General features: G+C 46.3%; 20 protein-coding genes and 3 pseudogenes. 16 read left to right on the plus strand and 7 right to left on the minus strand.

The genetic code is table 11. The features are described 5' to 3' along the window. Positions 1-64: 64 nt before the first annotated feature. The 7 genes and pseudogenes from ON05_RS35030 to ON05_RS35060 form a co-directional block, all read left to right on the plus strand. Positions 65-175, plus strand: a pseudogene (locus ON05_RS35030) (hypothetical protein); the annotation flags it as partial. A gap of 12 nt (positions 176-187) precedes the next feature. After that, on the plus strand, positions 188-802 hold the full coding sequence (locus ON05_RS35035; protein ID WP_236618977.1) for an acyl-CoA dehydrogenase family protein: 615 nt from the start codon (positions 188-190) through the stop codon (positions 800-802). A gap of 132 nt (positions 803-934) precedes the next feature. Continuing rightward, positions 935-2,521, plus strand: a complete 1,587-nt coding sequence (locus tag ON05_RS35040) for a type I secretion protein (protein WP_010474298.1) — start codon at positions 935-937, stop codon at positions 2,519-2,521. A gap of 184 nt (positions 2,522-2,705) precedes the next feature. Next, a complete protein-coding gene (locus tag ON05_RS35045) occupies positions 2,706-3,410 on the plus strand; it encodes an MBL fold metallo-hydrolase (RefSeq protein ID WP_010474297.1) in 705 nt (234 codons plus the stop codon). 9 nt (positions 3,411-3,419) lie between these two features. Beyond that, entirely contained in the window at positions 3,420-4,430 is a 1,011-nt protein-coding gene (cysK, locus tag ON05_RS35050) for a cysteine synthase A (RefSeq protein ID WP_010474296.1), read from the plus strand. A gap of 79 nt (positions 4,431-4,509) precedes the next feature. After that, positions 4,510-5,244, plus strand: coding sequence for a class I SAM-dependent methyltransferase (locus tag ON05_RS35055; protein WP_010474295.1), 735 nt, complete (start codon positions 4,510-4,512; stop codon positions 5,242-5,244). Between the two features lie 148 nt (positions 5,245-5,392). After that, entirely contained in the window at positions 5,393-5,950 is a 558-nt protein-coding gene (locus ON05_RS35060) for a GNAT family N-acetyltransferase (RefSeq protein WP_262562701.1), read from the plus strand. Positions 5,951-6,130: 180 nt separating this feature from the next. On the opposite strand, the gene ON05_RS35065 is transcribed toward ON05_RS35060, so the two are convergent. Then, entirely contained in the window at positions 6,131-7,027 is an 897-nt protein-coding gene (locus ON05_RS35065; RefSeq protein ID WP_010474293.1) for a tyrosine-type recombinase/integrase, read from the minus strand. Between the two features lie 80 nt (positions 7,028-7,107). Between ON05_RS35065 and ON05_RS35070 the strand changes: the two genes are divergently transcribed. After that, positions 7,108-7,581 (plus strand): double zinc ribbon domain-containing protein, encoded by a 474-nt coding sequence (locus ON05_RS35070; RefSeq protein WP_010474292.1) that lies wholly within the window; start codon positions 7,108-7,110, stop codon positions 7,579-7,581. A 5-nt stretch (positions 7,582-7,586) separates the two neighbouring features. Continuing rightward, the gene (locus ON05_RS35075; RefSeq protein WP_010474291.1) at positions 7,587-9,581 is read left to right on the plus strand and encodes a DUF4158 domain-containing protein; all 1,995 of its coding nucleotides are present in this window, start codon (positions 7,587-7,589) and stop codon (positions 9,579-9,581) included. A gap of 12 nt (positions 9,582-9,593) precedes the next feature. On the opposite strand, the gene ON05_RS35080 is transcribed toward ON05_RS35075, so the two are convergent. From ON05_RS35080 to ON05_RS35090, 3 genes are all read right to left on the minus strand, one after another. Continuing rightward, the gene (locus ON05_RS35080; protein WP_010474289.1) at positions 9,594-10,076 is read right to left on the minus strand and encodes a DUF6262 family protein; all 483 of its coding nucleotides are present in this window, start codon (positions 10,074-10,076) and stop codon (positions 9,594-9,596) included. Next, complete coding sequence (locus tag ON05_RS35085) at positions 10,063-12,141, minus strand: tyrosine-type recombinase/integrase (RefSeq protein ID WP_236618976.1); 2,079 nt, start codon at positions 12,139-12,141, stop codon at positions 10,063-10,065. The genes ON05_RS35080 and ON05_RS35085 overlap by 14 nt, the downstream gene beginning before the upstream one ends. A gap of 269 nt (positions 12,142-12,410) precedes the next feature. Next, a complete protein-coding gene (locus ON05_RS35090) occupies positions 12,411-13,457 on the minus strand; it encodes a tyrosine-type recombinase/integrase (RefSeq protein WP_010474284.1) in 1,047 nt (348 codons plus the stop codon). Between ON05_RS35090 and ON05_RS35095 the strand changes: the two genes are divergently transcribed. From ON05_RS35095 to ON05_RS35110, 4 genes are all read left to right on the plus strand, one after another. Continuing rightward, positions 13,447-14,634: a transposase gene (locus ON05_RS35095; protein ID WP_262562711.1), complete on the plus strand. Its 1,188-nt coding sequence runs from the start codon at positions 13,447-13,449 to the stop codon at positions 14,632-14,634. The genes ON05_RS35090 and ON05_RS35095 overlap by 11 nt on opposite strands. A gap of 347 nt (positions 14,635-14,981) precedes the next feature. After that, positions 14,982-15,392, plus strand: coding sequence for a class I SAM-dependent methyltransferase (locus ON05_RS35100; RefSeq protein WP_010474280.1), 411 nt, complete (start codon positions 14,982-14,984; stop codon positions 15,390-15,392). Between the two features lie 554 nt (positions 15,393-15,946). After that, on the plus strand, positions 15,947-16,957 hold the full coding sequence (locus ON05_RS35105) for an AraC family transcriptional regulator (RefSeq protein WP_029315236.1): 1,011 nt from the start codon (positions 15,947-15,949) through the stop codon (positions 16,955-16,957). A 131-nt stretch (positions 16,958-17,088) separates the two neighbouring features. Continuing rightward, positions 17,089-17,928: a sterol desaturase family protein gene (locus ON05_RS35110; RefSeq protein ID WP_010474276.1), complete on the plus strand. Its 840-nt coding sequence runs from the start codon at positions 17,089-17,091 to the stop codon at positions 17,926-17,928. Between the two features lie 333 nt (positions 17,929-18,261). On the opposite strand, the gene ON05_RS35115 is transcribed toward ON05_RS35110, so the two are convergent. Beyond that, positions 18,262-18,939, minus strand: a complete 678-nt coding sequence (locus tag ON05_RS35115) for a bifunctional 2-polyprenyl-6-hydroxyphenol methylase/3-demethylubiquinol 3-O-methyltransferase UbiG (RefSeq protein WP_010474274.1) — start codon at positions 18,937-18,939, stop codon at positions 18,262-18,264. Positions 18,940-19,145: 206 nt separating this feature from the next. Further along, a complete protein-coding gene (locus ON05_RS35120; protein ID WP_010474272.1) occupies positions 19,146-19,715 on the minus strand; it encodes an OsmC family protein in 570 nt (189 codons plus the stop codon). Positions 19,716-19,876: 161 nt separating this feature from the next. Here ON05_RS35120 and ON05_RS35125 point away from each other — a divergent pair, with 161 nt between their 5' ends. Continuing rightward, a complete protein-coding gene (locus ON05_RS35125) occupies positions 19,877-20,926 on the plus strand; it encodes a GlxA family transcriptional regulator (protein ID WP_010474270.1) in 1,050 nt (349 codons plus the stop codon). 121 nt (positions 20,927-21,047) lie between these two features. Here ON05_RS35125 and ON05_RS35130 read toward each other — a convergent pair whose 3' ends face one another. Further along, a complete protein-coding gene (locus ON05_RS35130; RefSeq protein ID WP_175307223.1) occupies positions 21,048-21,206 on the minus strand; it encodes a hypothetical protein in 159 nt (52 codons plus the stop codon). 870 nt (positions 21,207-22,076) lie between these two features. Between ON05_RS35130 and ON05_RS35135 the strand changes: the two are divergent. Further along, positions 22,077-22,862: pseudogene (locus ON05_RS35135) on the plus strand (carbonic anhydrase); the annotation flags it as partial. Between the two features lie 216 nt (positions 22,863-23,078). After that, positions 23,079-23,336 (plus strand): annotated as a pseudogene (locus ON05_RS35140) (ISKra4 family transposase); the annotation flags it as partial. Positions 23,337-23,483: the final 147 nt, after the last annotated feature.

A 23,483-nucleotide genomic window follows, 5' to 3' on the forward strand; every position in this document is an offset into this window, starting at 1 on the left:
ATCAACGACTAAAGCTGATGAGCGTCAATGGGGCTTTCGTCTCAATGGCGTTAAGAGCTTCTGTACGGGGATGGTCGCTGCTGATATCAGCATCGTTCTCTCCATGCAGGAGAAAAGTAACCATCCTGTCCTGTGTGTTGTGCCGATGGACCGAGAGGGCATTACCTATAACCATGACTGGGACACGATGGGACAACGTCGCACCGCCAGTGGCAGCTATACGTTCCATGATGTTTTGGTGAAACCAGAAGAGGTTTTGGGACCACCTCTGGCTAACGGTGCATCCACCACCCTCAAATCGCTGATTGCTTTATTAGGGCAAACCTTCGTCTATCTCGGTATTGCTGAGGGAGCGCTGGAGGCTGCCAAGAGGTACACAACCACCTCAGCCCGAGCCTGGATAGCGTCCGATGTGGAAACAGCAACACAGGATCCGTTTATTCTGCTTTGCTATGGTCAGATGTGGGCGGAGCTACAGGCTGCGATCGCCCTCGCCCATCAAGCGGCTGAAGCCCTACAAGCGGGCTGGGAAAAGGGGACAGATCTAATGGCAGAAGAGCGAGGTGAGATTGCGATCGCAATGGCCTCTGCCCGAGCAATTGCCATCCAGACGGGCCTCAAAATCACCACCCACATCTTTGATGGGATGGGGGCTAGAGCCACTGCTGCCAACTATGGCTTTGACCGATACTGGCGCGACCTTCGCACCTTTAGCCTGCACGACCCGATTGATTACAAATTCAAAGACATCGGTAATTGGATGTTGAATCAGCAGTATCCCACCCCGAGTCAATATTCCTAATGAAGCCCTGTTTGCAGGTGATATCCCAAGGCAATCGGTAGGGCAGCCCCTTTCTCAGATATTCCGTACTTACCCTCCGTATTCAAGCTGGTTGAACAGGTTGAATACCTGAATTCCTATGGAGATTTTTCGATGAACACTAACCCTTTCCGTTTACATTCTGGACGTGGACATGTTGTGATTGCGAATCGCAACTCTGGCAATCTTTCTATCCTCAATGAGGATACAGGAGTCGTGCTTGGCACCATCGAGCTGCCCATGGGCACGGATGGAACGCCTGGCGAACCCATGTATATTTCCTATCTCAATCGAACAAATGAAGTAGCCGTTGCCGATCGCGCCAATAATCGCGTGGTCTTTTACGATCAAAACACCTACGAAATCACAGGTACGTTAGAGACCGGGGCTGGGAACTTCCATATGTGGGCCAGCCCCAAGGAAGACCAGCTTTGGGTTGTCAATGACATTGATGACACCCTGACCGTGATTGATCCACAAGCAAAAACGGAGATTGAGCGGGTTGAACTGCCAGCATCGTTGATTGGGGCGAATGCTCAACCCCACGATGTCATTCTGGATGGTCAGTACGCCTATGTCACGATTAATCAACCGGATCAAACGGGTGATCTGCTCGTTAAAATTGATACTCAAACCTTTGAGGTTGTGGCATCGGCAACAATCGGGGATGGCGCTCATGTCAGCCTAGCACCAGAGCATAATTTGCTTTATGTCCTGTCCGAAGGAAGAGATCGCCTCGACATTTTTGATCGACGAGAAACCAACCTAGAGCAGGTCGGTTCGATTGATCAACCAGGTGCTCACGGGGCAATCCATGCTGCTGATGGTCAATACCTCTACACCACCAATATTTCGGGGGGTGGAGATAATGGCTTGTTTGCCATCGATACGGTCACCAATGAAATTGTGGGCGATCTAGGCGGCGTCGATACGCCATTTACTACGCCTCATAACGTTGCTGTGACCAATGATGGCGATCGCCTGTTTGTCACCCATTCCGGTGCGGATGCCAATGCCATCAGTGTTTTTTCATTGGATGACCCAACGCTGCCCGAGGGGGAAAGCAGTGTCAATGGCCAAGGAGCAAATCCCTTTGGGCTAGCCTATGTGGCCCCTGAGCAGGATCAGCTATTTGTCTGCGGTGATATCGACGATCTGCTGAAAGCTGGACGTGGCAACGATACGGTCTTCGGTGGCAAAGGGAATGATGATCTGCGAGGTCAAAGCGGCAATGACAAACTCTTCGGAGAGGATGGAGATGACAAGCTGTGGGGCAATCGAGGGGATGATGTCCTAATTGGAGGGGTGGGACATGACACCCTCATTGGTGGTCCTGGAGACGATCTCCTGATCGGCGTTCAGGTCGATGATCTCACACCGGGCCAGGGCGAGCAGGATGTGTATCGAGGGGGCAGAGGCGCTGATACATTTGTTTTAGGAGATGCCTTGGGTATTCACTATGATGACGGTAATGCCTCCTCCCTGGGCTTTGCAGATTATGGGCTAATCAAGAAGTTCCATCTGGAAGAAGACGTCATTCGTCTACATGGCAGTGCCGAGTTATATGAACTGGGGAGTGGGCAAGGCGATACCTTTATCTTTGCTAAGGGGGAGGGTCAAACCCCTGAGTTAATTGGCGTGGTGGATAATGTCACTGGCCTGGATCTCAACAGTTCAGCCTTTGAGTATGCAACCGTTTAGAGGTACATACTTTAGAGTCCGCTGCGTAGAACACATAAGGCACTGTTAGCAGAATTGAAGTCTAGTTCATGGGGCTCAACACATTTTGCTTGAAAACGTTAATGCAGCGGAACTACTCACGCAGCGGAAGCTACTTCCAGCCCGTTGAGGCAGTGCTGAGCAGAACGCAAAAAGGAGTGAAACGATGTTGTTTCGACAGCTCTATGACAGAGAATCGAGCACCTTTACCTACTTAATTGCTGATCCCGGAAGTCATAGGGCACTACTTGTGGATCCAGTGCTGGGGCAGGTAGAACGCGATTTCAAACTGCTGCAGGAGTTGAACCTGACGCTCTGCTTTTGCGTCGAGACTCACATTCATGCCGACCACATTACAGGGACTCATCAGCTTCAGTCCAAAACGGGTTGTCTGAGCATTGTCCCAGCGCAAGCCCCTGCTGCCTGCGCAGACCGTCATCTTGAAGATGGTGAAGTTCTAACCTTGGGTGATATTTCACTGAAGGCGATCGCCACCCCCGGCCACACGGATAGCCATAATGCCTATTGGGTGAATGGCGACCATATCCTCACAGGCGATGCCCTATTCATTCGGGGATGTGGCCGGACCGACTTCCAAAGTGGGGATGCAGGAACCTTATATGACTCCGTGACTCAAAAGTTGTTTACGTTGCCAGATGCAACTCTTGTTTATCCAGGGCATGATTATCACGGTCTGACTGTTTCTACCATCCAAGAAGAACGGCAGTGGAATCCTCGATTTAAGGGACGAGGCCGCAATACCTTCATCGAATTCATGAACGCGCTCGATCTCCCTGATCCTCAAAAGATGATGGAAGCTGTTCCGGCCAATGAGTGCTGCGGTCGAGTCGATTCCGCAACTGCAAGGTAGGTGAACACTATGCGTATTGCCCATGATATTACTCAACTAGTTGGCCACACTCCATTGGTGCAGCTCAATCGGATTCCAGCTTCGGAAGGCTGTGTTGGACGTATTCTTTTCAAGCTAGAAAGCATGAACCCCTCTGGCTCCGTCAAAGCTAGGATTGGGGTCAGTATGATTCAAGCTGCGGAAGAAGCAGGTCAGATTCACCCAGACAAGACAGTCTTGGTGGAACCCACGGCAGGCAACACAGGTATTGCACTAGCCATGGCAGCAGCGGTAAAAGGCTATCGTCTTATCCTCACTATGCCGGAGACCATGAGCCAGGAGCGGCGCAAGCTTCTAAGCGCTTACGGGGCAGAACTTGTTTTGACATCGGGTTCAGAAGGGATGAAAGGGGCCATCCAACAAGCCATGGACTTAGTAGAAACTGTGCCCCACGCATTTATGCTGCAACAGTTTCAGAACCCTGCTAATCCTGAGATACATTTCCAAACAACGGCGGAGGAAATCTGGGTGGATACTGAAGGACAGGTGGATATCCTCGTGGCTGGTGCGGGAACTGGTGGCACAATCACAGGTGTTGCCAAAGCCATTAAGCGCAGGAAGCCCTCGTTTCAGGCGATCGCTGTAGAACCTCAGACTAGCCCTGTTTTATCTGGGGGAAACCCTGGTTTGCATCAAATCCAGGGGATTGGACCCGGATTTGTACCCTCCGTTCTGCAAACTAACTTATTGGATGAGGTAATTCGGGTCGCGGATGAAGATGCGATCACCACTAGTCGTCGTTTAGCCTGTGAAGAAGGATTGCTGTCTGGCATTTCATCCGGCGCTGCACTTTGGGCTGCTCTGCAAGTAGCTCGGCGAACTGAAAATGCAGAGAAGTTAATTGTTGTGATTCAACCCAGCGGTGGTGAAAGGTACCTAAGTACGGGGCTATTCAACAATTTCATTTCAGAACTTAGAACAGATGTTCTCAACCATGACAAATTCCCCTACAAGATTCTGATGGGTAGAGGTGCAAATTGAAACATAGAAGGGAGACCTATCCTACCGATATTTCTTTACTTTCAGTATCTTCAAACGTAAATTATTCCATAACTTAACCATGACAAATGATGGATACTTCGGCGAAGATATCGCTGCAACATATGATGACGACATCGGTTCTAATGATCCTGATTCAGTACAACCCGCTGTCGATTTTTTAGCCGAACTTGCTACTAGCGGGAGGGCGCTGGAATTTGGTATTGGTACAGGTCGAATCGCCCTGCCGCTTTCAAAGAAGAATATCGAAGTGCATGGTATCGATCTTTCTAAGGCCATGCTCGCTGAACTGTCAGCAAAACCAGGCGGGACTCAAATTTCTGTCACTCAGGGTGACTTTGCAACTACATCATGTCAAGGATCATTTTCTTTAGTTTATTTGGTTTTTAATACCATCATGAACCTGACCACACAAAATGCACAGGTGTCTACCTTTCAAAATGCAGCTTCTCATCTCGACCCTGGAGGAAGTTTTGTTATTGAGGTGATGGTTCCAGCTCTCCAACTGTTGCCTTTAGGGGAAACCAACCATGTGTTCGAGTTTCATGATGATCATTGGGGAATAGATACCTATGATGTTGTTTCTCAAACCTTAGAATCACATCACTTGAGAATTCGCGACCAAAAGATGGAGTTATCTTCAACCCCATTTCGCTATGTCTGGCCATCTGAACTTGATCTGATGGCAAGAATCGCAAACATGAGACTCAAAGCGAGGTGGGGAAGTTGGAAGAAAGAGCCATTTACTAACACCAGTCGTCACCATATATCTGTCTGGGAAAAACTAGCGGTGTAAGTTCATAGCTCTTGTCGTCATAGCCAAACTTCAGTATCTAAGAGTTGGTTTTAGAAAAAATGCCTGAATGATACTAAACCACGTCTTAAGAATCTGATTATGAGAAACCCTGAGAATAGTCACCTGATAAAGAGTAGGAGTTGTAGATATGGCCCACATAATAGAGCTAGAAACAGATAGGTTGATTATGAGGCAATGGAGAGAGGATGATTTTCCTATTTTTGCTGAATTAAATTCCGATCCTATAGTCATGGAATTTTTTCCAAACATAATGAACAAATCTGAAAGTGATAAATCTGCTAAAAGGTATCAATCATTAATCTTGCAACATGGCTGGGGACTCTGGGCGTTAGAACAAAAACGTGATCAAAAATTTATCGGCTTCGTCGGACTTCACGAATCCCCACCAGATCTACCGTTCTCTCCATGTGTAGAAGTTGGATGGCGTTTGGCCAAGAAAAGCTGGGGAAATGGATATGCGACTGAGGCGGCAAAGGAAGCATTAAGGTTCGCTTTTGAGGTGTTACAGCTACCAGAGGTTTGTTCGTTCACATCGACCAATAATTTAAGATCAAGGGCGGTAATGGAACGACTAAATATGGTCAATATAAAACCAAACTTTCAACACCCCCGTGTTCCAGATGGCAGTCGGGGTATGACAACGATTCCTAGGTTAGAGGGCCATAAGGCTGCAATCTATATCTGATAGTTATTCCAGGCGACGTTTGAATTTAATTCCGTGAAATGGAAGTCATTTTCATTGTCTTAGCCTCGTTTTTAAACTCATTCTTCGATTGCAGAGTAATTCTTATATTCTGAGATGTCTCCATCTTTACTTCCAAAACAGTAGTTTATGGGCTGCCAATATTCGTAAGTTAAAAGCATCTTATGGAACTGCATATTCCAACTGGTGAAACGCTCGCTGAGCTGCCCCTCTTGCTTGTTCGGACGTGACGGTCTGATAGCGAAGGGTGGTCTGGATATGCTGGTGTCCCATTAAGGCCCTAAGTTCTTCCAAGCCCATCAGCCCCACTCGCTCAGTCGCAAAGGTATGACGCAGATCGTGCAACCTTATCCCTTGGAGCTGTGGACAGCCTTGAATCGATTGATGCCAGTGATGATGGGCAGTTCTGTAACTCAGACGGGTAACTTGGCTGGTAGGGGTCTTTCGAGCTGTGAACAATGCTGGCGAAGGCGTATAGCGATAGTGCTGAATATATGTCTGCAAGGCTGCAGCTGCATTTTCACTATAAAAGCACCAACGGGTTTTGTTGCCTTTACCAACGACCTGAAATTGCCGTTGCTCCAGATCGACTTCTGCCAAATCCAAGGCCAAAATTTCTGAGATGCGGGCCCCACTATGATGCAATAGTTTCACCAGTGCATACAAACGCGCATCGTTATAAACAGCTTGATATAGGGTGTTCAATTGCTCTGGTTTTAAGAACCGAATGGGCTGATCACTTAGGTGTTCCCCCTTGGTTTTATCCGGTGAACGATCCTCTAGCTGGGCGATGGGATTACTGCGGATATACCGTTGGCGCACAGCAAAGTTGAGTAAGGCCTTGAGGGTGGCTTGATGCCGATGGTGAGTCGTGTAAGACAGGTGCGTCAGGCTATTGAGATACTCAGACAGGATTTCAGCATCTAATAATTCCACTGACCAGCTGCCATATCGCTTCAGTAACGGCATCAAGGTCAGTTCATAGGAGCGGGCAGTGCTCGAAGCCAGATGGGGGCGATCTAAAAACTGGGTTGCCACGGTGGCTAAAGGCTGATTCATCTGGAGCTTTGCTTAAATCTAAAGACTCACTTCGCCTCATGCACTATACCTCTGGGGAAGGAATATTAAGTGATAAATCCATGCAACCTTTAGAATCCGATGCCCTCCCCCATCCTGATGAATCCTTGGCTGAGTATCTTCGCCGCCTGCGAGTCAGACTCGGTCTCACCCAGAAGGAAGTCGCCCTTAAGGCCAATATCCACGCCCAAAGTTTGGGTAAGCTGGAGCGCGGTAAAACCCACTCCCTCAATCACAAAACACGTCAGGGTTTAGCATGTGCCCTACAAATCCCGCCAGATTACTTGGATTCCATTAGCAGAGGTCGAGCCATCCAAGCTACACAAACCTTGAAATTTTGCCCCCAGTGTTGGCGCGCCGGCAGTGCGCCTGAACCCCTATGGATGGACCTTAGATCTAAACACTGCTTCGCTTGTGGCACTCGCCTACAAGATCGCTGTATCAGTTGCCAAGAACCCATCACCTCTCTCAAGCATCGTTTTTGCCCCTATTGCGGAACGCCCTATCGAACCCAACTACAGATGGAAGGAGAGTAGGGGCGGTGGCCAGTGTACATGAGACTGCTTATCCGCGCTTAAAGCGGAACCCCTCCAATGAAGATCTTTCAGCCATCTACACCCCAACCCAAGAGGAATTAGCCTTAGCAAAGCACCTCACCCGTAGTGCTCAGACTCAATTGGGGTTTTTGGTGTCCCTGAAAACTTATCAACGCTTAGGCTATGCCATCAAGACCAGTGATGCGCCTACTGCTGCGGTACGTCACATTGCCACCTTAGCTGACCTACGCGGTTTCCAACCGGATCTGGCAACTTATGATCGTTCTAAAGCCCATCAACGGCATTTGCGGGTGATTCGCAGCTATTTGCAAATCACCAAGTATGGTCCCCAAGCCAGTGCAGTTGTCTATGAATCGATGGAAAAGGCGGCATTGACCAAACATGAACTCGCAGACTTGATCAATGTGGCCATTGAAGAATTGGTCCGCCATCGATTTGAGCTTCCAGCTTTTTATACCCTAGACCAAGCTGCACGAGAGGTCCGCAAAGCGGTGGCTACAAAGCAGTATGAACAAGTCAGTCAGACCTTAAAGCGGACGGAGCGGGTGAAGCTGAATCGGTTGTTCGTGTCGGCTTCGCTAGTAGAGAAATCGTTGTGGAACCGCTTGAAAGAAGACCCCGGCAAACCCTTGCTCTCGCGGCTGCAAGAGTGGATTGAGCGATTGGAATGGTTGGCTGATCTGCAGATCCCAAATTCCGGTTTGCAGGATATTCCCGCCGTCAAGATCAAGGCTCTTGCTGCGGAGGCCCAGTCTTTAGATGCCGCTCGCATGAAAGAAATGAGCGATGCTAAACGCTATACCTTAGCCCTGGCCTTGCTATCGACTCAATATGCCAACACCCTGGATGATCTCGCGGAGATGTTTATCAAACGGGTCCGCCAGCTCCATCACAAGGGGGCAGAAGCCCTGAGTGATTATCGTCGCAAGACGCAAGCTCGCACGGATGAACTCATCGACATCTTCTTGCATGTCCTGTTGGCCTTTGACTCTGAAGGTCGGATCACCACTCGCTTTAAATCGATGAAAATTGTGATTGGGGATGATCCACAACCGCTTATTGACGATTGCCAAGAGCACTTAGCCTATGTGGGCAACAACTACTTCTCTTTTTTGACTCGTTTCTATCGTGCTCATCGAGCCGTGTTCTTTCGACTCCTAGAGCAACTTCCCTTGTGCTCCAGTACCCAGGACCAGTCTTTAATCAACGCGATTGAATTTATCAAAGCCCACCGGTCCAAACGCAGTAAGTGGGTGCCGATGACTCAGATCGTCAATCAGGGCACCCCTGATGAAGCGGTTGTCCCGATGCTGGATCTCAGTTGGGTGCCTAGCAAGTGGCGGTCATTGATCACTGACCCGCAACAGACTACGCCCACTAAAATTCATCGCCTTTACTTTGAGTTGTGCGTGTTCTCTCATATCAGTCTGGAACTGCAGTCGGGGGATTTGTATATTCCTGGCAGTAATGAATTTGGGGACTATTACAGCCAGTTGATTTCTTGGGAAGAATACCAGGACTCAGCTGAAGAGTATGGCAAGATGATCAATCTGCCAACGGAGGGTAAGGCCTTTGTTCAAGAGATGAAGCAGCGGTTGCGAACGGCGGCTAAGACGGCAGATCAGGCCTTTCCCACCAATGCTCACTTGAGTTTCAAAAAAGACCGCCTGGTGATCCACAAACGCCAACGTCAATTACCTGAAGGATTGGCGGAAGTGAAGGCACTCATTGAACGGAAGATCAAACCCGTCTCTATTCTGGATGTGCTGTGTGACACCGAGAAATGGCTCAACTGGACCCAGTGCTTCGGGCCCCTATCTGGCTTTGATACCAAGATCATAGATCCGGTCGAACGCTATATCACCACGACATTTTGCTATGGCTGCAATTATGTGGAATTAATACAATACTTAATTTTGCGGCCAAAAGCCTTTCTGGAAAAGGCTTTTACTTTGCTTACATGTCTGCAATGTACTTAAACTGAATCGTTGTTATCTTGTTTCCTTAAGACCTTCAATTTCTGTTCTAGCCTCAGTCAGAAGTCTCATTAGACGGGAATTCTGCTTAGTAAGCTGCTCTATTTCATTTTGCTGTAACTCAATGACATCCAATAAGTCAGAATCACCCAATTTCTCGATTTGATTTCGGAGGCGTAAATTTTCTGCCTCTAAAGTCAGCAGATCCTCTCTTGACGCCTTTGTATTGTCCTCATGCTTTGAAGTAGGGGTTTTCTGCTTCTTGGAACGATGGGATTTTTTAGTTTGTATCTCTCGATGCTGTTCTATTTGGGTTCGAATTTCAGGCTGATTATAAAGCCACGCCCTTGAGACACCTGCAACTTCCGCAACCTTCCCAAAGTTAATGGGACTTCCTGTCTGCAGTAGTTTCTGGATTCCTTCTTCTGCTCTTTGAATAGCATTCTCTCTTTTCTTCAGAGCATTTTTCTTTAATCCGGTCGTATTACGCTTGAGCATGGGTCAACAGTGGCTGAATTTCAATTTGTGAAATCGTTTCAAGGTTTTGTGAATTGATAGATTTTTCCAAATGTCGTGGCGTTGGCCCTTCTGGTGTTGGCACATCAGCTAATTTGGCTCTCAAGTTCTCGATGGCATTAATGCCTTCTTCTACAGCAGCCTGTTCATCTTCGCTGAGAGAAATGACTTGAAGCATTTTTTGAAGATTGATTTTCGACTCTAGAAGCTGAGATTTACTCGATTCCTTAGGGATATAGAAGCTACATTTAGCACAAGCCATACGATGCGGGCACTGATCAAAAAAATCATATGAACAATATCCATGACCTAAGTCGTAGAATTTCCAGGGTTCTCCATTCATGACTGAGCCACTTTTTATTGCATCCTGATCTAAAAGAACCTCAATTGCTCGCACATTGCGTTTAAAGTAATCTGCATCTGCATAAGCTTTAGCTAGCTTCGTTGGTGTGATTTTTACATAGTGTTGTGTAGACACTGCAGAACGGTGACCTAGCCATTCTTGTAGCTCAAATAAAGACATTGCTTCCTTTGCATTAAAAAGCTGGGAAGCAATAGTAGAACGTGCTCGGTGGCTTGTTAATGGACCACGAGCATCCCGTTCAGGGACACCTGCTTTACGGCATAACATGGGAATGATGGTCCGATTGAGGTAATCACGACCAACGCGACGTCCTCGATAAGTAAAGAGAAATTGGACGATCTCACCTGTTTTTGGATCACAAGCACTCGGCTGTTTTGGACGAACTAGCTCCCAAGCTTCAATGGCATCTCCAATCACGCGATCTACTGGCTTAGTGAAAGCACGTCCTGTTTTGTTGATTGGAATATCAAGAAAACAGACTGCATTCTGATGGGCACTGGTTTGAGGTGAATCATCGCTCACATCTTCCCTATGCCAGCGAACGCATCCTAGTCTGAGTCTCCAGATTTCATCTGAACGCAGACCTGAAAATAACCAAATGATGGATAAGGCTTGAACCATCTCCACGGGATACCAGGGAGTGCGTTCCTCAGGGTGGGTTCTTCCAGGTTTGTATCCTGCTTTGGGTAGGTCATCTAACGTTAGGTTGAGCCCTGCCCATAGCAATTTTGCCCAGATATCATCCGCTATAACCCGTGGATTTGGGCCAATGAGCGCTCGTATTGAGCGTGGTGTTGCAAGACTACGTAAAGGATCAAACCGCCGTGGGAACCAGCCCCAGTTATAACAATCGCGGAAGAATGTGCGTATGGAAGAAAGATGGTGATCTTTGGTACGGGGAGTTAGTGGTTTACCGACTCGATTGGCAACTAGATTGCGACTATTTTTCCATTGACCCACAGTCATACGATCTACAGCTGCAACGTATAATGCAGCCGTCTCGCGAGTCCAACTTTCAGGATTAGCTGCTTCAGGTTTTTCCCAAGCAATCCACTGTCCAGCTTTGAGCAAGTTATAGTGAATGGTTTCTCGCGTTCTCGGCGCAAGGGTTGATGTATCATGCCATCGCTGGCACCAAGAAACCCAAACTTCAGGGATTCCAAATGTTGCGCTCTCGTCGCCATACCGGGTTGGCTTGTTGCTGGGAATAACTAGAGATTTTTCAATGAGTCCCAAACTTGCTAAAGCTCTAGATAATAGCCAAACATTATCTTGGAATTCTTTGAGTATCTTTCTTGAGTAAATTTCCTGAAGGACTTCGTATGTTAGATCTTCTAGATAAGGGCTGCGGTTGAGCAGAAGGACTTCGTAAATTGCCTTAGTCATGGATCTGCTCATCCGGCTCTCTGAATATCCCCACTGGATGAGGATAGTCAACACTTTTTGCAATGCACATTCAAGCAAATCACAACGAAAAACCTTGTTGGCAAGGGATGCACGACTCAATGGCCCTAGTTCATCTATCGCTACAAATTTACAAAGCAGATAAGCAATGGCAATCAGGTGCTGGCGACAATCACCAGGCAGGATGTATGGGGAGCGCAATGCCTCGCTATCGTTATGTAATAGAGTGATCCAGTCGGTGCTACGCCAAGCCCAGAATGTTGCATGACGCTGATACATTGCTCTCAAAAGGAAGCGTACAACTGGCCGCCTGGATCTACTCTCAGCTCCGGTTACATCAAGGGCGGCATGAATAGGCTGGCGAAGTCGAATCAGATCACTATTATTGTGTATTGAGACTGCCTGCCTTGAAGTATTACTCTCGGACAGGTAGCTTTCTAAGACCGAACTTTCAATTAGACTGAGTTGATGGGTTTGGTCATAGCATTGAGGATCAACAGGCCAACTCCAACAGTTTTTGTCTAATTTGGACAACTTTTGATCTGCTTTCATAAGAGCACCTCAGAAAGCTGTTTGATTCGCCAACTATGGATTGCAGCCATTCCCTGCTCTAGTTTGAGAGCTAATTCCCGTCCACTTAAATGGATATAGAGTAAAGTCGTTTGGATACTGCGATGACCAGCAAAGGTCGCAATTTCATGGATATCCCAATTTGCACGGGCAAGATCTGTTAAACATAAGTGTCGTGGTGTATGGGTTGAGAACTGGTCTAACTCAGAGCGTGTAGAAATACCTCGAATCACTTTTGACCAAGTCCAGATTGATATGGGTTGACCAAAATTACGCCGCGATTCTGAAAGGAACAGTGGGCCACGACTTCGGCTCAAGTTCCGTCGGTGCTCTAAATAAGCCCGGTACAGATTGTCCGTTAACACCGAATAAGGAACGACTCTACCCTGACGACTCTTTGTATTTTCAGCACGAAGATGAAGTAAGCGATTGGACGGATCTATGTCACCAGTTTGAAGATTACAGAGTTCTTCACGGCGCAAAGCTGCATCATAAGACAAAGCCAGCATTAACCGATTGCGCAGAGATTCTGTTCGGCTAGCTTCAAGAATTCGTTTCCATTCTGCATCATTTGGGATCCAAGGCATCTTTTGAAGTCTTGGGACCAACCCATGGCCACGTTGACCTCCAAACCCTTTCCCAGGGGTATAACGCCCGCGCCCAACAGGATTTTGCTCCCTAAGCCCTTCTTCCATCAGAAAATCGTAGAAAAGTCGAACTGCTGTCAAACGCTGCTGAATTGTGGCATTGGATAAACCACTACTTGAATCCAAAATACCTGCTCTAGAGCTGCGCGATTGGGGACGAGTCATCAGGTCCCGAATATACGCAGCAATATGCTCACGCTTTGCCAACTTTGGTTCAATGGCGATCTGGCGACAAAATGAATAAAAGTCTTCAAGAGCTCGCCCATAAGCTTCCACAGTGTTTGATGCAAGCCCGAGATTGGACTGAATCTGTAACCATTTTTTTGCCAAAGCTGAATGAGTAATAAGTGGATAACGATGCCAAGAAATATCAGACATACATGTATCTCAGACAGGCTTAGTCCTTATCTTAATTCCACATAACTTCAACATTGGCCCCAACCAGCTGGCACGGTCACTCCCTGGAACTGACCGTCGCCAAATCTGGTGGATTCATCATCGCCATATCAGTGAAGAGAAAATACAACAGGCCATTACTGGGATTATCGATTCCTACAATCGCTTTTCGCTTCCCAAGGTTTGGGGGTCCGGCAAACAGGCTTCTGTGGATGGTACCAAGTGGGATATGTATGAGCAGAATCTATTGGCGGAATATCACATCCGCTATGGCGGGTATGGCGGCATTGGCTACTACCACATCTCCGATACCTACATTGCTCTGTTCAGTCACTTTATTCCCTGTGGTGTTTGGGAAGCCGTTTACATCCTCGATGGATTGCTCAAGAATACTTCCGAGATCCAACCGGACACGATTCATGGTGATACTCAATCCCAAAGCTGTACGGTGTTTGCCTTGGCATTTTTATTGGGCATTACGCTGATGCCCCGCATTCGAGGTTGGCAGAGCTTGGCGTTTTATCGACCGTCTCGGGGCACCCGCTACAAGCATTTGGACAGCTTGTTCACCGAAGTGACGGACTGGGATCTGATTGAGACGCACTTGCCGGATATGTTGCGGGTGGCGTTGTCCATTAAGGACGGGAAGGTTCAAGCCTCTACCCTGTTGAGAAAGTTGGGAACCAATAGCCGTAAGAATAAGCTATTTCAAGCCTTTCACGAGCTTGGAGGTGTCTTGAGAACCATCTTTTTACTGCAGTACATCAACGATCCTCAAATGCAGGAAACGATCCATGCTGAAACCAACAAGTGCGAGGCATTTAATCGCTTTATTAAGTGGCTGGCCTTTGGTGGTGAGAACCAAGTCCTCTCTAGCAATAACCGGGCTGAACTCCGCAAGCGAATCAAATATAATCACCTGGTGGCCAACTGTCTGATTTTCTATAACGTTTCAGAGATGAGCCGCATTCTCAATGAGGAAGCCCAAAATGGCCGCACGTATGATGCAGAGGTATTGGCATTACTGAGTCCTTATTGGATGGACCATCTCAATCGGTTCGGGCTGTTCTTCTTAGATCAACAGCGCAATCCACCACCGATCAATTTTGATATTCCGATTGCTCTAAAGGAACAAGAGGCTGAGCCAATGTTGGTGTAGTCGGTGGTTAAAACTATGTTGGTCAGTTGGCAAGAGAGTTTAAGAATGGGGCATCAGTACCAAAATGGACTTCCATCTCCCAGAATTAAATTTAATCGTCGCCTAAAGTAGCTATCAGATATAGATTTCAGCCTTATGGCCCTCTATCCGAGGAATCGTTGTCATACCCCAGTCCACTCAAAGAACACGTACTTTACAAATTAACCAAGGGTAAATGGAATCAACCCAATCAATCTGCGTTCGCTACCTAACTAGCAGCTATTCGATAATGTTCTACAGGATTAAGGTATCTCCTGCAGAAGTGACATAGTAACCTTCAACTGTAGTTTTAATAGTGTGCATCGAAAATGTCTTCAAACGCCATTGAGCATTACGATAAGCATCTTGGCAAGTTTTATGCTTGGATGGTTGGAGATTTTGCCAGTGCATCTCAATCGATGGCTGATTATTTCGACACAATTGAACTGCAACCTGTCTCGACGAGGAAAGCATTGGATCTTGGTTGTGGTCATGGACTACAGACCATTCCGCTTGCCAAGCGTGGATTTACTGTCACGGGGATAGATACTTGCGCCTTGCTGCTCGAAACCCTAAGGGACAATATAAGTGAACTACCCATCACAAATATAAGTGAACTACCCATCACATTAGTACAAGCCAACTTGCTATCATTCCCGGAGCATATTCACTCCGAGGTCGATGCAATTGTCTGTATGGGTGGACACCATTACTCACTTAGATTTGATGGAAGATGTTGAGCATCTCATCTCATCTGTATCGACATCGCTGTCCTCGGGTGGCTCCTTCTGCCTTTCATTCCGGGATTACACACAAACTGAACTCACTGGTACTTCACGCTTTATTCCGGTGAGATCTGATGAATCACGCATCCACACCTGCTTCCTTGAGTATAATTCAACGATTATTCATGTTCATGATCTCCTCCATACAAGAGAATCAGAGGGATGGGCATTATCGACAAGTGCTTACAACAAACTTCGTATTGCCCCTCAATTCCTAAAAGGCATAGCTCATGACAACAGATTAAAGCTCATCAGTGAAACGACTATTCGTGGCATGAACTATTACGCATTTCAAAAGCACAGTAATAACTAAGAGCACCAGCATACAGTGTGGCTAAGGGAATAGATACCTTATCTAAGGTATGTTTCAGGAATTTCTGAGTTAGTTCATACAGGCAAGATCACGGTCCAAAGTCCACCCAGTCAAGACAGCTTTTTCACCATTTATCTCTCCACTGCTACCGTGGCATAGGAAGGAAACTTTCAAGTACTGAATCAACGAATTGCCCGTGATCGCCTGGGAACCCCATCTCACCATTCGTGCGCTTCAGCCTGTGGTCGCAGCGCTGCAAGCTTTAGATTACGATGCCGATTCACTGCTCCGTCAAGTCCACATTTCCCCAGAGGTGTTGACCCATCCAGAAGGACGAATCCCCCACCATCAAATGATGACCTTCTGGCGAGAGGCTATCCAAACAACGCAGGACAACTTTCTAGGGATGCATCTGGCCACGGCTGCCCCCATTGAGTCGTTTGAGGTTCACGCCTACGCCTTACTATCTAGTCCTAACTTGCGAGAAGCCTATCGGCGGGCCTGTCGCTACCAACAGCTCATCCATGAAGCCACTGATTTAACCCTAGAAGAGCATAAAGATGAAGGGGTTCTTAGACATACTCTACCAGGAGGTGTTTCGCTACCTCGCCACTCAGCCGAATTTCTGGTGACGCTCTGGTTACGGTTTGGGCAACTGGTGACGGGGGATGCTTGGTGTCCGCGAATAGTTTGCTTTGCTCATCCAGCACCGGAAAACATTCAGCCCTATCAATCATTCTTTAACGCCCCTGTACACTTCAGGACTGGGCAGACAGCGATGCACATCTCCAACAGCACATTAGATACGGTTAACCCTGGTGCTGATTTGGGACTGGTCAATGTCCTTGATCGCTATGCAGAGATGGCGGCAAAACAGTCCCCTCGGCTCAGTACTGTGAGCGATCGCGTCCGCACCCAACTTCAAGTGGAGCTAAACGGTGGGGTTCCTAGCGCCCAGAGCATTGCTGATGCCCTTTGCATCAGTGTTCGCTCACTCCATCGAGCCTTGAAGCGTGAAGGTACCAGCTTTCAAGCCATTCTAGATCAAGTGCGCCAAGAACAAGCATTGGTGTTATTGACGCACCCTCACACCAGCATCGCTGAGATTGCTTTTCTACTGGGCTTTGCTGACGTGAGTTCTTTCCATCGAGCCTTTCAGCGCTGGACGGGTAAAACACCTGCAGAAATGAGAGAAAGCTTGCAATGAGTTGACGGTTGGCAGCATTTGTCAACACACCTGACGCAAAAAGATAACAGCATATCGCTGGCTTCCCCCTACTGTGAAATTAAGGATACTCCCCCGATATAAATGCACAAGAGGGGAAGGAGGGTTTGCCCATGCTGGAACAGTGGATTATCGATCAGGGTGCCAATCTCCAGGTCGGAGTGTTCTTTAGTTTCTACAGCTTATTCTTGCTGGCTGAGGTTTACATGCCACAGCGTCGAACCTCTCCCAAACGGCGAAGCCGATGGCCTGCCAACCTCCTGCTGAGCGTGATCAACATTGCAGTTCTCAGTCTGTTGCCCATCAGCTTGTTTGGACTAGCAACTTGGGCTGAGTCACAGCGGATTGGACTATTAAATCAACTGACCTTACCGATTGCAGTGTTCATTATCAGTAATCTGCTTCTGCGGGGGTTTATCTCTTTTTTCACCCATTGGTTGATGCACAAAATCCCCTGGTTGTGGCGACTCCATCGAGTTCATCATTTAGATACTGAGCTAGATGTCACCTCAACTCTGCGGTTTCATCCCTTAGAATTTGTAGCCACGCTTCTGCCTGGAATGCTTCTAGTGATCACCTTTGGGCTATCTCCCTGGCTGTTGTTGGTCTATGAAGTGCTGGACGCTGTAGTGACAGCATTTTCCCACGCCAATATCACCATCCCTCGTTTTATTGACCGAGGGCTGAGAGCCATCATCGTTACCCCCAATCTGCATCGGATTCATCACTCTAGCTGGCAGCCAGAAACCGATAGTAATTTCAGTGCTGTTTTCCCCATCTGGGACATCATCTTCGGCACCTTCCGACCCCGATCTCGGGAGCCGCAGGCAACAATGGAACTAGGGCTAGAGGATATCCGCGATCGCCGGGTCCATCAATTTTTCTGGCTGCTGCGATCTCCTTTCCTCCGACAGGATGTATCAGACCCGCTTATGCCTAAGCTTCACTCGTAAAACTGACTGAGAAATTAACGGAAAATCTGAATAGGGTAGTGATCAAAACCGGGGGAAACCTTGCCGTACCGAATGTAGAACAACACACATCTGGCATCAATGCAGTCTGCAGGATGGAATCCAAAACCCTGCGTGGTGTCTGAAACTCGCTGGTTAGATGATTTCTTGATTGATTCAGGCATTTAGTAAACTGAAAATCTCACCCTACATGACTTCCCTCGGTTTTGATCACTCTCCAAAAAGAATGGAGGCATTTCAGCTTGTGTTGATGGGTTTCTATACAGCATGGGAGGTTTATACATAGAGAAAGAACTGAATCCAGTTGACTGTAATTTAAACAGAATTATTTTTTGTTACTTGTGCCAAATAATTACCATCATCTTCAACGTGCAGAATTTTCGTCTGAAAGTCAGATTCAAAGGCCAACTCAGTTAAACTTTCTTGATCAATATCTAGCCATTCTAGCGGCATTCCGCTTTGACCTCGGTATTCAAAAACCAACGTGCGTACTTTTGGGGCACGATTCTCACCGTTAGTTGAATTAAGTAGTATGTTGCCTTCGTCTACTAGCCATTGCTTTGCCATACAGAAAAAATTGGTAAGTTGATCAAGGTTTCCAACTGCGCCAATACTTCGTCCCAGTAATAGCCAAGTATTATATCGATAAGGAAAAATAACATCAAAGACATCACCTTCGACAACATTACTTATCCCGCTCTTTGACAGTATTTGACAAGCATGAGCTGATACATCCAACGCGGTTATTTCTAGACCTTGATTTTGAAGATACAGAGAATGTATACCTGTGCCAGCACCGATATCTAATACTCTTCCCGTACAATGAGAGAGTGCTAGCTGATCAATAGCCAGTTGGTCTGCTGGTCGAAAAAATACTGCCACCGGAATCTCGTAGCTCGCTGTTCCCTGAGCATGTACAGTTAGACATGCGTTTTTATTACCTTCAAAGTAATCAAGCAAGGCTAACCCAAAGACATCTATTCCGTTAACCACTTGAAAATCTCTCTAAGGATACAACTTCAGTAAAAGAAAGACGCCTAACGTCCCGGTTCACTTGTAGTCGAACTCTTTCAGATTGAATCAGAACTCTTATTTCCATCAGGTACAACCGGATAGTTGGGCAGCGATGGTCGGTTAATAGGATTATCGTCGTTATTCCCTCCAGAACCCTCGTTTTGAATGTAGGCAAGAACTATCATTTAGCTAACTCGTCTTAAGGTCACAGGTACTGGTCGGCAAATAGTGTTACATACTGGAGAATGTTCCTTAGCAAAGGACAAGAGTTGATTCAACTCTTCATCGCTACAGTCAGCCTTGATATCCATCTCAATCTGAATATTTTCATAACCGACGGGTACAGAATTATTGAGTCCCAGAAAACCCTGTAAGTCAATCTGACCAATAAGTTTGGTCGAAATACTTTTAATTCGAATACCCCTAGTAGCGGCATGAACTACCGTTGTAGTCGTGACACACCCCGCCAAAGCGTGTAGTAAGTACTCGACTGGATTCGCTCCTTCATTAGCGCCCAGTAGTACAGGAGGTTCACCATTGGTCAGCTCAAAAGCTTCTAAGCGAGATTCATCCTCTTGACCTGCACCGTAAAACTCCTTGATTCTCGACCGATTTTCGCCTCCATTAATCCATTGGTTAGTGGCACGAAACTCAAACTGAGCTAAGGTCGGTGTTTGCTTGATTGCATCAACCGTTTCCACTAGAGCGTCTAAATTGAATCCATTCATGGTTTGATTAATCAATTGCTCAGACATAGATTATCTCCACTGAATTGTTAATATTTTTTGAGGCCATAGGGGTTGAGAACTTAGCCCTTAACCTTTTCTTGCCTCAATCATAGGGCTGGCATCTAGGGAATAGTAAGATGCATTTAGGACAAAAAAGGTTCATTTGTGCCAGTGTAGAGGTGTATTTCATGACACTGCCCCAGAGACCTCTCATTGAAGTTGCGATCGTGGCTGTCCCTGAAACTGCTGGTTCAGCCCTCTACGGTATGGTCGATGTGCTATTGGCTGCAGGAAACCTTTGGCAAACGCTCGTTCGTTCTGAAGAAAAAACTAGGCTGTTCAGCGTTCGGATTGTAGCTGTAACGGATGCCCCCTTCGCGTGTGGAAATGGCATCCCAGTGAGGCCGGATTTTTCTGTGAAAGATAGCTATATCCCTGAGATAGTCATCCTTCCAGAAATCTGGCTTGGCCCTGATGAGGATATGAAAGGTCGTTATCCAGACTTGATGGATTGGATTTGTCAGCAACATGCAAATGGAGCTTTTATTTACTCAGCCTGCTCAGGAGCTATCATGCTGGCATCAACAGGCTTGCTGGATGGCTGCGATGCCACCTCCCACTGGGGTTATCAAGATTTATTCCGCAAAAACTTTCCAAACATTCGATTTAAACCAGCCCCCAATCTCATACTTGCCGATGTCTCTGGACAGATTGTTACGGCTGGGGGAACAACATCATGGCATGACTTGGTCATTCACATCATTTCCCGGCATTGTAGTCCGGGGGAAGCGTTGCGGATTGCAAAGGTTTATTTGTTGAAGTGGCATAGTGAGGGGCAGCTACCATATGAGTCACTCGTGCGAAATAATATCCATGCTGATGCTGTCGTAAAAGTGTGCGAACGATCACTACAAAAGTTTTTCCGTGCAAGGGATGCGATTCAAAAAACAGTAGAACAGGCCAAAATTCCAGAACGCACCTTAAAACGTCGTTTCAAGACTGCTACGGGTTCTACATTAATCGAGTACTTGCAAAACCTCAGAATTGAGGAGGCAAAGCACCAGCTAGAGACTAATGACAAATCTGTAGAAAGTATTTGTTACGAGGTGGGTTACGAAGATGTATCTTTTTTTAGACGTCTCTTCAAACGATTAACTGGAATGACCCCAAGTCAATATCGGCAAATGTTCCAGCCTTTGCTGATGGTTTCTAATCTTGCTGAAAAAATCGACCGATAGCAATCAATACATAGATCCAGGGCAGTTTAAGTTTCGATTTCGCCATCTAACAGTTACGCCTACCGGATTTGCAAACAACCTTGAATATTCAGTCAGGCAACTTGCGGTGTTTGGGATTGTGCTATTCACTTAAAGCAAGTTGAAATAGTAATCCGGCATCTTCTTTGCTAGGTAGACTATGCCGACGCAACTGTTGGTAATCCTCATCCCCCAACCGCCACAGGTCAAATTGGGTGTCTCCCTGCTCAAACGTGATGTGATCTTGGGTTGAGTAGGTCACCCCATGCCGACATAAGCACAATTTTTACCACAGAATCGCTGAAAGCTATATCCAGCAGTTTTTTTGGCAACTCAAAATAGAGGATAAAAGTCTTTCATTCATCCGATCTTGAGTTCATTAAAGCTAAAAGCCTTTGTCAGTAAGCTTTTCAGCCTTTAATTCAACCAAGATTTATCAAAAAAATCCATGGCGCTGAGTATTTATCCTCACCAAGAATTTTTATTCATAGTTTATTAATCCAGAGTACTACCTATACTCTAGAACCTACTTCAAATTTTTATAAAAAATAGCAAAATATCTAAACTTTTATTCTTGCTAAATCTGGCATGAAAGAAGTGAAAACAGTTATTTAAACAAGGATGAAATATATAGATTATTACATTCAGTAATGTTACTTTATTAAGTATATATGATATAAAATTGAGATTTGTAAGTTAAAATTTTACACTAATCTTGAGCATATCTCTCTCTCTAAGCACCTATTCAAGGCACTTTGCAGTTATTCTTTAACTACCAAAATAAGAGAGTATTTTAAACAACGACTTACTGACATTAGTTTTAATATGTCTCAAGGCTAGTCACAAGAAAATGATGAATAAGCAAATTAAGATAAACTTTGTATATAATTTGTAATTAGCCTATTGAATAGCAATATACAGTTTCTTGAGTAGTATATTAACTATACTTTTATACAGCTTATTTAGTCATGAAGTTGTTTATACACCCAGTAGATACTAGATATTTAATCTTCAAAAACTATGGATGACACTTGATTTTCAGGCTTTAGAAGCTTGAAGTCCTGTAAGCCTTTTGTAGAAAGCCTTTCATCGTTTCTGCGGTAAAAATTGTGCTTATGTCGGCATGAGGTGTAATGCTGGGAATATTGTGCCCCCTTATGGGGCAGCAAATGGTGGCGAGGGCGGCACGATTGAATATGCCATTGCGGCTCTGGAGATTGAGCAAGTTGTCATCTGCGGTCATTCCCACTGCGGTGCAATGACAGGTCTGATGAAGTTGAATAAGTTGCAAGCAGATATGCCCTTAGTCTATGACTGGTTGCAACATGCTGAAACGACCCGACGAGTGGTCGAGGAAAACTACCCAGAATCTCAAGGGGAAGAGCGGGTTGAAATTCTAGTCGCCGAAAATGTCTTGGTGCAGATTGATAATTTGAAGACCTATCCGATTGTGCGATCACGGATGCTGCAGGGCAAACTGCAAATTTACGGCTGGATTTACCATATCGAGACGGGTGAAGTCCTTTCCTATGATGAAAAGACCCATACCTACATTCCGCCACAAAGCCAGCTTCTAGAAAAGCCACCCAGTTTGCCCTCTCGACTAGAGCAATATCTGATTAGCACCCATGCACCGCCTGTTGCTTGTGAATTGCCTGTTCCGCGACTACAGTCTGCATCTTCGATTCCATCGACTTCACCCGTCAACGGTTCCACTGCTACTGATCGCATTCGATCTCAGTTAAATGCCTTATTAAAAGATTCACCTGATTCATGGACGGATGTTGATGACTCGATGCGGTCTATGAGTAAGCTCCTTGAAGATGCCCAACATGAAGGGATGAGCGCTAATGAAGCACACAATTATCATCATCAATTTTCAGAACAAATCCCTAAATGGCTTAGGCAAATGGAATAGTCTCCATCAACAGCTAATTAGAGAAGGCTACAATCGACCTCACCGAAAATCTGGTGTTCGTCTACGGCTGTTTCCATACCCTTGTTGGGAGAGGGTTTAAGTAAATTCACCCATGGAATAAAGCCCGAAACTAGTTGATGTCAAAAATCTGGAAATCTATTACTCAAACTGAGCAAGATGGCCACAGCGATCAAGGAATTTAGGTTAAACATCTAAAACAACCAAGACTTTATCCAAACTTATGGAGAGCGTTATCGTTTTGGTGAAAAGATTTCAACCGGATTTGTAGAATCTGCTATCAATCAGATCATTGCTAAGCGGATGGAGAACAAGCAACAGACGCGCTGGACACCCAAGGGGGCTCATTTACTGCTTCAAGTGAGAACGAAGGTTTTCAATGATGAGTGGAAGGAGACAATTGCAGATTGGTACCCCCGAGCAGGACCAGTGGAGGAAATGCCTGTGGCTGCGTAATCCCCCCGGTTTTGATCGCTCTCCTGTAAGTTGATTGTTGCAGGAATTGAGACACCCCCTCCACTTACTCTCATTCGTATCTCAAACTTCCATTCTCAGAAGAAAAGCCTGGTAGAATTTTGGCAGTAAGGTCTGGTGAAGATGCAT

The sequence above is a fragment of the Acaryochloris sp. CCMEE 5410 genome, from assembly GCF_000238775.2.
In the GTDB taxonomy this organism is placed as follows: Bacteria; Cyanobacteriota; Cyanobacteriia; order Thermosynechococcales; family Thermosynechococcaceae; genus Acaryochloris.